Consider the following 13855-nt stretch of genomic DNA (forward strand, 5'->3'; position numbering starts at 1 on the left):
CGTTAGGCCAGCGCCCGAAATACCTCGTCCAGTTCGTCAAAATCTTGATTGACCAAGCCCTTAATCTTAAGCTGTCTACTTTTCTTCTTTTTGTCTCTGATTTCACTGAAAATTTCAGTCAGTACATCGGGATCGGTCTCAAGCGTTTTAACAATCGTTTTCTTAAGATCACTTTTGAACCGCTTCTTACCATTTTCTCCCAGACGTTCATATATCGCAGCAGCATTATGTAGCCTATAACCCGCTTTAGGATTGATAACCCCTGGCGTACTCCGATAGTGTGACCGGACTGATTTTGTACTAGTCTTAACTTCAATTGTGAAGGACCCCCTCACCTGCTTAATGGGGGTTTTAGTAACTTTTTTTTGTCCGGTTTTCCTTATGTGCTTCGCCATAACCATTACTATTAAAAGAGTAACGCCCCAAAAACTTCGGAAGTTACCAGCGCCCTGCCGCCCTATATTTCCGCGTTATGCCGCGAACGGTACCCCTCGGAATGCCGGGGAATGTGGTGGGTAGCCCGAAACCAGAATCCGGCCACGATGCCGAAGACGAAGCCCCCGATGTGCGCCCACCAGGCGATGCCCGTGCCGGCACTATCGCCCAGACTGGCGTAGCCGGCCGAAGATTGCTGGTAAAACCAAAACCCCAAAAACAGGAAGGCCGGTATGTTGATCCGAAAAAAGAAGAAGTAGCCCCGCACGTTAGACCGCGGGAAGAGCACGATGTAGGCCCCCATCACCGCCGAGAGGGCACCGCTAGCTCCGACGGCCGGCACCTCGCTGCCCCAGTTGAAGTACAGGTGACACAGCCCCGCCGCGATACCGCCCAAAAAGTAAAAGATTACGAAGCGCAGGCTCCCCACCGTGGCCTCGATGTTGTCGGCGAAGATCCACATGTACAGCATGTTGCCGATCAGGTGCAGCCACCCGCCGTGCAGGAAGATACTCGTGATGAGCGTTTCGTAGCCCTCCCCCGCCTCCAGGCGGGCGGGTATCGTGCCCCACTCATAGATGAACGCCTGTCCCGCTTCCGGCCCCAGGCTGTACTGATAGGCGTAGATCAGCACGTTGAGCGCGATCAGGCCGTACGCGAAGTGGGGGCGGTGGCCGCCGCGGACCTGATCATCGCCGGTGGGGAAGAACATGGGATATATAGTTTACCGGGTACAACGCGCTATGGACCATAGCGGGCAAACCTCCGCGAGATCCATAGTTTACTACGTACAAGGTACCACATACGCTACCGGGCGATGCGCTACCGGCATGCGCGAAGCGAGCAGACCCGCATATCTTAAACCGTAAAGGGTATATGCTAAATTGTGTACGCCAACTCTCTCTACTCCAGCAGCCGGACAGTAAGCCGGTAAGGGGCCGGATCGTCCACGGCGGCATCCGGGTAGGGCAACAACTCGGTCAGCTGCAGGGGCCCCAGATCGGTCGCAATGGCGTTGCCGTCAACGGTGACGGTCTCGGAGGTAAGGATGCCGTCGCGCAGCACCTCCACGGCCACCACGGCCCGGCCCGCCTGGATGCACTGTACACCGCGCGGACAGCGGCTGTCCTCCAGTACGCGTACGAAGGTGAAGAAATCCGGGGCCTTGCGCGTGGCCCGCAGGTGATTGCCGGCCGTGAGGCCCAGGGGCTGCTCGGGCTCGACGACGAAGGTACCCTCCGCCAGGCGGGGGCTACAGGCGAGGAGGAGGGGCAGCAGGGCGAGGGGGACGTACTTCATCAGCGGGCCTCGTAGGTCATCTTCACCAGCCGCAGGCGGTTGCGGTGCTCGCTGGGCAGCACCAGCTCGTTGGCGGCTACCTGTATTCCGTCACGGAAACGCAGCCGAAGGTTGAGATCTCGGGTATGGAAGAGACTGTTGCGGTCGAACTCGCCACGGGGGTTGAGGACGTACTGGCTCACCGTATTTTCAAAGCGGATTTCGTCGTTGAAGAGGAAACGCAGCTGACTGGGCGTCTCCATCAGGAAGAAGCTCGAGTAGACGCCGTTGTCGTCCTGGCTATACTGCTTCTTGTGCATGATGTTGCTCCAGTGGGGCGAGCCGTCGGGGTTGATGGCGAAGACGACGATCTCGTCGAGGTGGAAGTCGACCAGCGGCCGCCCGCCGTAGGTATTCAGCAGCTGGTTTTGGGCGGCGGCGCCCCGGCGTTGCAGCTGCCGGTCGCGCTCGGTGAGCATGATCATGCCCCCGTCGCGGCGCAGGATGGCGTCGCGCACCGTCAGGTCGTTGATGCCGGGGCGGCGCTTGTTGAACTTGCGGCCCTCCACATTCTTCACCAGGTTCAGGGGAAACTTCGAGAAGCGGGGCTTGAGCTCCTCGCGGGGATTGTCGGGATTGATCCACAAGTAGAAATAGCCCTCGGAGCGCACGAAATCCTTGGTGGAGTACAGTCCGCCCGCCACCAGCCGCCGGTTGAGGTTATCGTAGCGGAAGAAGACGTCGTAGGTAAGGCTGTCGCCGAGGTTCACCTCGAACTTGTCGCGAACGGCCCCGTCGGCCCGCTGGGTAAACACCTCGTAGCGGTGCTTCTTGCGCCGGCTTTTGAAGTTGTCGCGCTCCACGACGAAGTACATATCGCCGGAGTTGCTGATCTCGGCCTGCAGGAAGTCGTCGTTGTAGAAGAACTTCTCGGGCTCCAGTACGCGGTCGTACAGGAGTTGCATGCTATCCAGGTCGATCCCCAGGTAACGCGCCTTGCTCTGTTGCTCGACCATCAGCAGCAGTAGCTTGCTCTCGTCCTCGGAGCGGTAAATATCGTCTTCGGGGGTGGTGATGAAGAGGCCGAAGTCGACCAGGGTCACGCTGTCCTGCAGGTTACCCGCCGGATTGTACCGGTCGAGTTGCAGGTGGTTGCGCCCGCGGTCCCGGAACATGTAGAGCAGATGGAAGCCGGTGCCGTCCTGGGCGGCAATCGTTTCCAGTATCCGGATGTTGCGGCCGCGGAGTTCCAGTTCCTTTTCCCAGCTCTCGTTCATGCTGCGTCCGTAGGCGGTGAGCAGGTGCTTGTTCTCGCGGTCCTGCAGCAGCAATACCTGACCGCCGAGCTTGCCGACGAGGCTGTACTTCGTATCGTTGCGCATCGGGATTTCCTCGCTGACGGTAAGGACCTGGGCACGTACGCAGGTGCAGAGGAAGAGAGAAATGAAAAAAATCAGGGTTCGCATAACCGGGCGGATCGGGGGTGACTGACGAATTTGGGGGACGGCCGAGGTCTCCCAAGGTACTGGTTTAGACAGCGTTGGGGGGTAGTAAGTTTTGACGGGCGGCTTGCGGGGCGGTGGGCGGAGGCCCTGCGGCGGCGGCGTTAATCCGTCACGAACCACAATGTCGCTACCCCGACGGCAGTTACATAGCAGACCCCGCATGTACGGTTTCCTGTATGTCCAGACTTCGTTCCCCCGACCAGATCAAGGCGATCTCCATCTTCGGGGTAGTTTTCATTCATGCTTCCGTCCTCCTGGGTCAGGACCACCTGGCCCTGGGCATCGCGCGTAACCTGTTCCGCTTCGACGTGCCCTGCTTCATCATGCTGTGGGCCTTCTTCTTCGAGCGCTCGTACGCCCGCCGCGACCGGGAGGACCGCCGCGACTACACCCTCGATCGCTTTATCGATCTCTTCAAGGATTATCTGGGGTGGAGCATCCTCTACTTCCTGGTACTTGCGGACTGGGGTTCCCTGACCCCCGCCAAGGTACTGACCACCCACTTCGCCGGTTACGGCTGGTCGGGACAGTACTTTTTCATCGTGCTGTTTCAGCTGCTGTTCCTGTTCCCGCTTATCCGCTTCATTTACTCACGGCGGGTCTTGCGCTACCTCAGCCTGGCGGTACTTTCGGTGGTGCTCGTCGCGTACGGATACGCTTACGACCACCTGCCGGACCTGGTGCAAAAGCTCGGGGAGCGGCCCTTTTACCTCTGGGTACCCTGCACCTTCGCCGGCATTGCGCTGGCCCGCGGGAAGTTCCCCCCGCTGCCGGCCTGGAGTTGGCTCGCGGTGGTGCTGATCCCGTTGGAAATGTACCTCCTCGACAGTTTTGGCCGCAACCACTACAGCCACGCGACGCCGGTGGTGATGGTGACGTCCGTGCTGCTGTTCGCTTCCGTGGTCCAGGCCGACCGGTGGGTGCGCGGCAGGCGGGCGCGGCGCGGCGCGGCCTTTCTGGGCAGCCGTACGCTCATCGTCTTTCTGGCCAATCCGCTGATCATCCATATCCTCATGCCCTTCCTGCCCGAGCTGCTGGCGGGGATACGGAATCCCGGATTGATGCTGTCCATCGCGCTGTTACTGACCGTCTTCGTCATCAGCGTGTGCCTCCTGATCGGTGCGCTCAGGAACCGGGTGCGGGCGGCCCTGCTCCGCCCCGTTCGGACGTTGCGCTGAAAAACTTTGCACAACATCGCGAATGGCCCCAACCTTAACCTTTTTGCCGCCCAGCGGCCGTTTGTGATCAATTATTTGCCCATACCTGCCGTAGCTTGGGGGATATGTGCGCGTGCTTTCGGACATATGTGAATCATCTTGGCGAAAGGTCGGATCAGCAGGCGTCCCCCTCCCGGCCCGGGAGCGGCGGCGGCGGAAATCCTTACTATCTTTAGTCAGTGATCTCGTGCCATTCCTTGGTTTTGAGATCGCTCTTACCACATTCACTCCGCCTTCTCCGGACGCTCCCACCTCGCTCCGTTATCCGACGGTCCGGTCCTAATTAGTTCCCCCTTTGAGACAGACCTATTCCGTTTCGGTATTCGTATGGTTATTTCTTTTGATTCAGGCGACCCTTGCCGGCCAGGCGGGCCCCTACCTTCCCGCAGATACCACCGCGCTCTTTGCCCGGCTGGAGAGCCTTACGGCCGAGTGTATCGCACGCTTGCCCGCAGACAGTCCGGGTGCCGTGGCGGAAGTCTACCGAGACCGCGCCGAGGACCTCCGCACCGGCATCAGCGCCGGGGATTACCTGTTCCGTTCCGACCTGCAGCAATTCGTGGATGGGATGTTCCGTACACTCATCGACGCCAATGGCCTCTCCCTGGACCCAGTGGTACTCATCAGCCGTTCGCCAGCCGTGAATGCCAGCAGCCTGGGCGATGGACTGTTCGTTATCAATATCGGCCTGCTGCGCCGCATTCGGAATTCGGATGAGCTAGCCTTCGTGTTTGCCCACGAGCTCTCCCACGACCAGCTGGCACACCTGGCCCGCAAGCTTGAGGTCATTGCCGAACAGGACACCGAGGCCAGCAGTGAACGAGAGCGGGAGCGGGCCATGCGGCGGCGGTTACGCCGGGAGGGGCGGGCGCGGGTCATGGAGGACCTGCGCGATGCCGTATACGAAAACCGCCGGCACAGCCGGGCGGCGGAACTGTCCGCCGATTCTCTGGGAAAACAGTACCTCGCCCGTAGCGGGTACGCCGACTCCGCCATGCTACGCGCCCTGCAATTGCTGCGCGACTACGAACCCTTCGTCCTGCCCGACTCGGCGGTAGTGCGCGGTTTCCAGACCCGTACCTACCCCTTCAAGGAAAAGTGGATCGCCGAGCCTGCCCAGCTGTTTGGCGGATCGTTCGGCGGTGCCGACGCAGATGACCCCAACGCAGCTTTCTGGGCCAAGGATAGCCTCTCTACCCACCCCGACCTCGAGCACCGCCTCGACCGCGCGGCCACCTCTTCCGCCACCGCGGGACGGGCGCCCGCTGCCCACCCCTTTGCGGAAATCAGCCGCAGGGAAATTATCACCCGCTACCTCGAGCGCGGACTTAGCGCCCACGCTCTTTGCCTCGCGCTGGCCGCCCGGGAAGAGCAGCCCGATGAAGTCTTTTATGCCTTAGCCGCCGGTAAGGGCCTCCTGAATACCTACCGGTCAGTGCGCGAACACCACTTCGACCGGCATATCCCCCCCACCGCCTACTTCGACGATCCGGGAGCCAGCCAATTGCTGCGCCTGCTGCACCAGATCCGCAACAGCGAACTGAAAAAACTCACCCTTGCCTACCTGGAGGATCGGGTCGCCGAATTTCCGGACGACCCGCGTGCTACCGCACTTCAGGAGGAGGCTATTCTTTACTTCAACACTATTGACGAATGAGCCATTCCATTTTCAGCCTGGCCCGCCTACTCCCGGCCCTGCTACTCTTTACGACTGCTTCCCTAGACGCCCAGAAGGCTACGTTCTCCGGCATCGAATCCACCTACTTCAATAAGAGCGGGGTGCTACGTAGCGACGGAGCGATCAGCGGCTACTACATCGTCAATTACCACAAGTCTGAAGAAGGCGACGGTAATTACGCCATTCAGTTGCTCGACCAGGACCTGAATAAGGTGGGAGAGAAGCGCTTCGACAAGGATCCCGATGTTCGTATCGGTGCCGTAGCCTACAACGGAGAACTGCTGGGTGTGGAAATGGTCAATCACGAGGCCGGCCGCAAGTGGGTCGAACTATACGACGGCAAGGGTGAGTACGTCCACCGCCGCACCATGAAGTACTCACCCCTGGACGCTCCGGAAGTCGCCGCCGGCACGGCCCTGTTTGAAATACAGCAACTCGTAGCCGTTCCCGGGGGCTTCATGCACTTTAACTTCAGCACCGACAGCAAGGCGGCTACGGGACGCAGCTACTACCGCGTCACCTTTATTCCGAATTCGCCCGAAGAGAAAGGTTGGTCCACCCGCTCATCCAGTAAAACCAAGGATTACGAGGGAGCAGTATACCTGACCTCCGACGATGAGCTGGTCGTTTTTGGCGTCTTTAAGCGCAAGAGCTTGCTATCTCAGAAATTCACCATGGAGATTCGCGCGTTCAATATTCAGACCGGCCGGGTGGCCTTCAAGTATTCCCCCGATCAGAAGGCGGATCAGACCCGGTTCATCAAGGGACGTATCATCGGAGACGACATCGTGGTGGTTGGCAGTGGCGTAGGGAAGAGCAATAAGGTATTTACCGACAATCCCGAGACCATTGACGTGCTGAAGTTCTCGCGGGCTGGCAAGCTCCTGGAGAAACGAAACCTTAGCCTGCAGGACGACCTGGCCAATTTTCTGGAAGTGAAGAACAACGGAAAAGTCAAGGGCCTGGGTAACCTGATGCTACAGGACATCGGGGTGAACGAAAACCAGGAGATCGTCATCGCCGGTGAGTTTTTCCGCACCTTCAACGCCGACGTGAAAGTGGAAGAGGGCATGCTCATCCAACTTACCCCCGGGCTGGAGGTCAGCGACGTAGTCATCATTGACAAGGGAAAGACCGGTAGCCTGGGCTGGTCGCTGCTCTCGGGAGGAATTGCCCTGGCCAAGAGTTCTACGCTGGGCATCTTCGCCAAGCTAGAAGGCAAGTTCGATTTCGCCTACCTGGACGACGGCCGGGAGCTCATCACCACGGCCTTCTTCAGCGGGCGCAGCGAGGTCAGGGAGACCAAGCGCATGTCCCTATACGTCAATACCCTGCTGGACGGAGAACTCGTACAGGAAAAGGTAGAGTTTGCCGCCGGCACGGACCGCGTCACGGTACTACCCGCCAAGGAGGGCTATATCGCCGTGATCGAATACGACGGAGACACCCGCTCACTCGACGTTCATATGGAACGTCTGAGCCTCTGACCGGAACGGTAGGAGACCGGCTGCGCGGCAGGCGGCAGGACCTCCCAATCCGGAAGTGGCACCTGACTAGTGCGTCGCGCCGCGAAGACACGTTATCTTGTCGTCTTTGAACTCGATCAGCAACGCATGGCCAACTACAACATCGACGCCGACAAATCCTTCACCTACGACGCCATCGTGGTGGGCTCCGGCATATCCGGGGGCTGGGCGGCGAAGGAGCTCACCGAGAAAGGACTCAAAACGCTGGTCCTCGAGCGCGGCCGCATCGTAGAGCACGTCAAGGACTACCCCACCATGAACCTCGATCCCTGGGACATGGAGCTGCGCGGCGGCCTCACCGCCGCGGAGCAGGACAAGCACTACAAAAGCATCCGCTCCGGCTTCGTCGGCAAGGATACCGAGCACTTCCACGCCAACGACCGCGAGAACCCCTACACGGAGGTGAAGCCCTTCCTGTGGATCCGCGCCCACCAGATGGGCGGCCGCTCCCTGCTCTGGGGCAAGCAGACCTACCGCTGGAGCGACATTGACTTCACCGCCAACGCCCAGGACGGTCACGGCGTCGACTGGCCGATCCGCTACCGCGACATCGAGCCCTGGTACATCTACGTGGAGAAATTTGCCGGCATCAGCGGGGCCCCGCTCGGCCTGAAGCAGTTGCCCGACAGCCACTTCCTGCCCCCCATGGAGATGAACGTGGTGGAGAAAGACCTCCGCCAACGCATCGAAAAGAACCACCCCGGCCGCAACGTGATCATCGGGCGGGTAGCCCACCTGACCGAGCCCCTCAACGGCCGCGGCAAGTGCCAGTACCGCAACCGCTGTAGCCGGGGCTGTCCCTACGGGGCCTACTTCAGCTCCAACGCCGTCACCCTGCCGGCGGCCGCCGCGACCGGCAAGCTGACGATCCGGCCTTTCTCCATCGTACAGGAGGTCATCTACGACGATGCCAAAGGAAAGGCCACCGGCGTGCGGATCATCGACGCGGAAACCAACGAAGTGATCGACTATAAGGCCCGGGTGATCTTCCTGAACGCCTCCACGCTGTCGACCACCCAGATCATGCTGAACTCGACGTCGAACCGCTTCGAGAATGGGCTCGGCAACGACAGCGGCGAGCTCGGCCACAACCTGATGGACCACACCTACCGCGTCGGGGCCGCCGGTACCGTGGAGGGCTACGAAGACCGCTACTACAAAGGGAGGCGACCCAACGGTATTTACATCCCACGTTACTGGAACATCGACGAGCAGAGCAAGTCCGACAAGTTCGTCCGCGGCTTCGGCTACCAGGGCGGGGCCGGGCGGGCCGGATCGCGCGCCGCAGCCAACCTGCCGGAGTACGGAGCGGCCTTCAAGGACAAACTCGTGCAGCCGGGCCCGTGGGAGTTCTTCATCACTGGCTTCTCGGAGAGCCTGCCGCGCCACGAGAACCGGGTCATGCTGAACCCCGACGTCACCGACAAGTGGGGGCAGCCGACCCTCAGTATCGACGCCGAGTGGGGACCCAACGAACTGGCCCTCAACAAACAGGCCAAAGCGGATGCCGTGGAGATGCTCGAGCGCGCGGGCCTGAAGAACATCGTCCCCTTCGACAACGAGCACGAGATGGGCTACGGCATCCACGAGATGGGTACCGCCCGCATGGGCCGCGACCCGAAGACCTCGGTGCTGAACGGCCACAATCAGGTACACGGCGCCCCGAACGTGTACGTCACCGACGGTGCGTGTATGACCTCCTCCTCCTGCGTCAACCCCTCCCTCACCTACATGGCCCTGACCGCCCGCGCCGCGGACCACGCCGTCTCCGAACTCAACAAACAAAATATCTGATGCTGAACCGCCGCGACGTACTCCGCAACATCAGCTGGCTGGCCGGGGGCGCCATCATCACGCCCGCCCTTCTCTACAGCTGCAACCGGGAACCGGAACTGGACTGGAAGCCCACCTTCTTCAGCGACGACGAGGCCCGCTTCGTCACCTCCTACATCGATACCCTGCTGCCGACTACCGACACTCCGGGGGGGTTGGACGTAGGCGTCGACCGCTTCATCGACCGGGTCATGGCCGCCACCCGTCCGGAGGGCGATGATCCGCTCCCCATGCAGACCGGTATCCTGGAGTTCAACGAGCAGGCCAGCACCCGCTTCGGCAAGGTGTTCCACGAGCTGGAGGCCGACCAGCGCGGCCAGCTGTTTAGCGAGGCCGAGAAATCACCCATCTACCAGCCCGCCGTGTGGGGTACCGCCGTGGGCGAGCAGCCGCCGATCGGCTTCTACCGCTCGTTCAAGTCGATGGTGCTGTGGGGCTACCTCAGTTCGGAAAAGATCGGTACGGAAGTCCTGGTCTACGATCCCGTACCGGGGGAGTACGACGGCGACTACCCGCTCAGCGAGACCGGGGGGCGTAGCTGGAGCCTGTAGCATCGTGGACCCCGACCAGGCACTCGATCCGGACACTCAGCGGTGCAGGCACGCGATCCGGACACTCAGCGGTGCAGGCACGCGATCCGGACACTCAGCGGTGCAGGCACGCGATCCGGACACTCAGCGGTGCAGGCACGCGATCCGGATACTCAGCGGTGCAGGCACGCGATCCGGATACTCAGCGGTGCAGGCACGCGATCCGGACACTCAGCGGTGCAGGCACGCGCTGAGGTCCTGTGGTCTTTTTGTTATCGACGGACTCAGGACCTTGCAGCGTCCCTGAGCGCCAGCGAAAGGAATCTGTGAGTGTCCGAATCGTAGCCAGGGCACCTGCGAGCGTCGGGATCGCAACCGGAAAGCTGCGGGCGCCAGACTCAGTAGACTATATCTTCCCACTGTCCGTTCAACCCCTTTTTTCGGCGAACCCGCTGCCACTCCGCTTTGAAAGCGGCTTCTCCCCCGAAGTCGGCCAGCACCTTCTCTACGTTGATGTAGGGGGTCACGCAGGGAAAGAGCAGCTCTTGTAGCGAGGTGAAGCGGTAGTCTTCCGGATCGTTAACCATGCCATGGTGGTACCCGTTAGCGTTGATGTAATGGACGATGTTACGCCGGTAAGCTGGCTCAGCAACTTCCACGCGCTTAAAGGGGCTTTGGAATACCGCACCCTCTCCGATTGACTTATATTTATACCGAAAGTATTTTGCGTAGGCGTTGCAGAGATGACCTATCGTATTCCCGATAGCTGAGGGTTTATTTCTGTAGAATGGGTCCAGGTCATCCACCTTATCTACGTAGACATACAGGTGAAAATGATTGGGCATCACGGCATAGGCCAAGGGGTGAATTGGACCTCGCAGATAACGCTTCATCATGTCCAAAAACCGAATACGATCGTCGTCGTCTCGGAAGATCGTCTGGCGAAACACTCCACGATTGTAAATATGGTATCGCTTGCCGGGCTCTATTTTGATTGGCATGGGTTGATCTGACTCGCTGACTACATTTTAATAGGCATCGCTATTATAGTAGTTTTCCTCCATCAACGCCCAAAGGACCTCGCAGCGTTCCCGAGCGCCAGCGAAAGGAACCTGCGAGCGTCCGGATCGAAGCCGGGCGACCTGCGAGCGTCCACAATGTAGCCGCCTACCCAACCGGACACTCAAAGGTGCAAGCACGCTTTGAGGTCCTGATCCTTTTCCGAAGACGCGCGATCACCCAGCTCCAAAACCCGTTTAAACCATTGCCGTACCTTAGCGCGCCCCAGAAACTCACACCAGATGCGCTTAATCTTCCTGTTGCTAGCCCTTGCACCCGCGCTCGCCGCCCAGGTGACGGCCCCCGGCGACTTCCTCCCCCACCAGCTCGGGGAGACCTTCACCCCCCACCATATGCTGGTCGATTATTACCAGCAAGTAGCGGAGGAGAGCCCCCGCGTCACCCTGCAACAGTACGGCACCACCAACGAGGACCGTCCGTTGTTGCTGGCCACCGTCAGTACGCCGGAGAACCTGGCCCGCATCGAGGCCATCCGCGAGAATAACCTGCGCCGCGCCGGCCTGCTGCCGGGCGATTCCGATCCCGCCCTGGACGACATCGCCATCGTGTGGCTCTCCTTCAGCGTGCACGGCAACGAGGCTGCCGGCTCCGAGGCCAGCATGGGTGTCCTCTACGACCTGGCCGACCCAACCAACAGCCGGACCGGCGCCTGGCTGGAGAACGTGGTCGTCCTGCTGGACCCCAGCGAGAACCCCGACGGCTACAACCGCTATACCAACTGGTACCGGCAGAACGCCACCCGCCTGCCCGATACCGACCCCGCCACCCGCGAGCACAACGAGCCCTGGCCCGGCGGCCGCGTGAACCATTACCTGTTTGACCTCAACCGCGACTGGGCCTGGCAGACACAGGTAGAGAGCCGGCAGCGGATCGCGCAGTACCGGCAGTGGATGCCCCACATCCACGCTGACCTGCACGAGCAGGGCTACACCTCCCCGTATTACTTCGCGCCCGCGGCTGCGCCCTTCCACGAGTACATCACGGACTTTCAGGGGGAGTTTCAGACGGAGATCGGGCAGAACCACGCTCGCTACTTCGACCAGAACGGCTGGCTGTACTTCACCCGTGAGCGCTTCGACCTGCTCTACCCCAGCTACGGCGACACCTACCCCACCTTCAACGGGGCCATCGGCATGACCTACGAGCAGGGCGGCCACAGCCGCGGCGGCCGCGCCATCGACCTGCCCACGGGCGATACGCTGACCCTGAGCGACCGCGTCGCCCACCACCGCACTACCGCCCTTAGCACCGTAGAGATCGCGGCCCGCGAGGCCGATCGCCTGACCACGGAGTTCGGTAACTACTTCCGGCGGTCCATGACCAGCCCGCAGGGCAGCTACAAGACCTACGTCGTCAGCGGTAACAACCCGCAGGGCAAACTCCGCGCCCTCACCCAGCTGCTGGACCGCAACGGCATCGAATACAGCCGCGCCGCCGCGGGCCGGGGCTACTTCGGCACCGACTACCAGAGCGGAGAAGAGGTCGACGGCGAAGTGAGCGCGGGCGACCTGATCGTCTCCGCCTACCAGCCCCGCTCCGTGCTGGCGCAGGTACTTTTCGACCCGGCGGCCACGGTGGAGGATTCGGTGACCTACGACATCACGGCCTGGTCCATCCCCCTGGCCTACGGCCTGCGGACGACCGCGACCACCGACCGCCTGGAACTGTCAACCGAAGCGTGGGAGAAAGCCCCCTACACCAACCCGCTCGAGGGGGTCGACCTCGCGGAGACCTACGCCCTGGCCATCCCGTGGGAGGGCATGAACAGCGCCCGCTACCTGGCCGCCCTGCTGCACGCGGGCATCCAGGTACGGAGCTCGGAGACCGACTTCTCCTTCGGGGGTACCACCTACCCCGCCGGCACGCTCATCGTGAACCGGGGCGACAACCGCGTTCACCCCGACTTCGCCGGTACGCTGCGGCGCATCACCGCCGCCCACGAAGCCGAACCCGCGGTGCTGCAGACCGGCTTCAGCGCCACGGTGGGGGGTGACCTCGGCGGCAGCAACTACGCGCTGATCACCGCCCCGAAGGTGGCCCTGCTCTCCGGCGACGGCGTGGGCCCCAACGACTTCGGGCAGGCGTGGTACTACTTCGAGCAGGAGCTGGAGTACCCCGTCAGTATCTTCTACCGCGAGGACCTGGGCAGTATGCTGGCCGGCGACTACGACGTGCTGGTCCTGCCCCAGGGCCGCTACGGCTTCAGCGAGGGGGAGCTCGGCGACCTGCGCGACTGGGTAAGCGGCGGCGGCAAGCTGATCGCGCTCGGCGGCGCCAACGGGAGCCTGGCCGGCAAGGAGGGCTTCGGGCTGAAGGAGAAGGACGCACCCGCCGATACCCTCTCCGCGGCCGCCAAGCAGGAGGCCCTGTTGCAACCCTACGCCGGACAGGAGCGCCGCTTCATCGAGGGCTTTATCCCAGGGGCCATCGTGCAGGTGGAGATGGACGCTACCCACCCGCTGAGCTTCGGCATCGGCGACAGCTACTCCGCCCTGAAGGTGAGCGACGACGCCTACGCCTACCTCGAAAACGGGTGGAACGTCGGGCGGGTGCGTTCCAATCCCCGGGTGTCGGGCTTCGTCGGCAACAAGGCCTACGGTAAGATTCAGGAGACCCTCGACTTCGGCGTGGAGCCGATGCGCCGCGGCCAGGTGATTTACCTGGTCGACAATCCGCTGTACCGGGCGTTCTGGGAGAACGGTAAACTCCTGTTCGCCAACGCGCTGTTTCAGGTGCACTAGGTCGGCCGGGGGTTAAGCTTTGTTAAAACCCG

Annotated in this window: 11 protein-coding genes; 6 read left to right on the forward strand and 5 right to left on the reverse strand. The window is 61.4% G+C overall.

Features of this window, described 5'->3' with window-relative positions; translation table 11 throughout:
* Window positions 1-2 precede the first annotated feature (2 nt).
* From DQG19_RS10935 to DQG19_RS10950, 4 genes are all read right to left on the reverse strand, one after another.
* A complete protein-coding gene (locus DQG19_RS10935) occupies window positions 3-395 on the reverse strand; it encodes a hypothetical protein (protein WP_157974451.1) in 393 nt (130 codons plus the stop codon).
* Between the two features lie 62 nt (window positions 396-457).
* Window positions 458-1147 carry a rhomboid family intramembrane serine protease gene (locus DQG19_RS10940; protein ID WP_116126292.1) on the reverse strand — a complete coding sequence of 230 codons (690 nt, stop codon included), beginning with the start codon at window positions 1145-1147 and terminating at the stop codon, window positions 458-460.
* Window positions 1148-1338: 191 nt separating this feature from the next.
* Window positions 1339-1734 carry a hypothetical protein gene (locus DQG19_RS10945; protein ID WP_116126293.1) on the reverse strand — a complete coding sequence of 132 codons (396 nt, stop codon included), beginning with the start codon at window positions 1732-1734 and terminating at the stop codon, window positions 1339-1341.
* A complete protein-coding gene (locus tag DQG19_RS10950) occupies window positions 1734-3179 on the reverse strand; it encodes a hypothetical protein (RefSeq protein ID WP_116126294.1) in 1446 nt (481 codons plus the stop codon). Before DQG19_RS10950 ends, DQG19_RS10945 begins: the two co-directional genes overlap by 1 nt.
* Window positions 3180-3394: 215 nt before the next feature.
* Between DQG19_RS10950 and DQG19_RS10955 the strand changes: the two genes are divergently transcribed.
* From DQG19_RS10955 to DQG19_RS10975, 5 genes are all read left to right on the forward strand, one after another.
* Window positions 3395-4396 carry an acyltransferase family protein gene (locus DQG19_RS10955; RefSeq protein ID WP_116126295.1) on the forward strand — a complete coding sequence of 334 codons (1002 nt, stop codon included), beginning with the start codon at window positions 3395-3397 and terminating at the stop codon, window positions 4394-4396.
* Between the two features lie 334 nt (window positions 4397-4730).
* The gene (locus tag DQG19_RS10960; RefSeq protein WP_157974452.1) at window positions 4731-6092 is read left to right on the forward strand and encodes a M48 family metallopeptidase; all 1362 of its coding nucleotides are present in this window, start codon (window positions 4731-4733) and stop codon (window positions 6090-6092) included.
* On the forward strand, window positions 6089-7600 hold the full coding sequence (locus DQG19_RS10965; protein WP_116126297.1) for a DUF6770 family protein: 1512 nt from the start codon (window positions 6089-6091) through the stop codon (window positions 7598-7600). Before DQG19_RS10960 ends, DQG19_RS10965 begins: the two co-directional genes overlap by 4 nt.
* Before the next feature lie 126 nt (window positions 7601-7726).
* Window positions 7727-9433, forward strand: a complete 1707-nt coding sequence (locus DQG19_RS10970; protein ID WP_116126298.1) for a GMC oxidoreductase — start codon at window positions 7727-7729, stop codon at window positions 9431-9433.
* Window positions 9433-10023: a gluconate 2-dehydrogenase subunit 3 family protein gene (locus DQG19_RS10975; protein WP_232826496.1), complete on the forward strand. Its 591-nt coding sequence runs from the start codon at window positions 9433-9435 to the stop codon at window positions 10021-10023. Before DQG19_RS10970 ends, DQG19_RS10975 begins: the two co-directional genes overlap by 1 nt.
* A gap of 377 nt (window positions 10024-10400) precedes the next feature.
* Here the strand turns inward: DQG19_RS10975 and DQG19_RS20875 are convergent, their stop codons facing one another.
* Window positions 10401-10589 (reverse strand): hypothetical protein, encoded by a 189-nt coding sequence (locus tag DQG19_RS20875; protein ID WP_157974453.1) that lies wholly within the window; start codon window positions 10587-10589, stop codon window positions 10401-10403.
* 714 nt (window positions 10590-11303) lie between these two features.
* Between DQG19_RS20875 and DQG19_RS10985 the strand changes: the two genes are divergently transcribed.
* Window positions 11304-13823 carry a M14 family metallopeptidase gene (locus tag DQG19_RS10985; protein WP_116126300.1) on the forward strand — a complete coding sequence of 840 codons (2520 nt, stop codon included), beginning with the start codon at window positions 11304-11306 and terminating at the stop codon, window positions 13821-13823.
* The last annotated feature ends 32 nt before the right edge of the window (window positions 13824-13855 follow it).

It is taken from the genome of Lewinella sp. IMCC34183 (assembly GCF_003390915.1).
In the GTDB taxonomy this organism is placed as follows: Bacteria; Bacteroidota; Bacteroidia; order Chitinophagales; family Saprospiraceae; genus Neolewinella.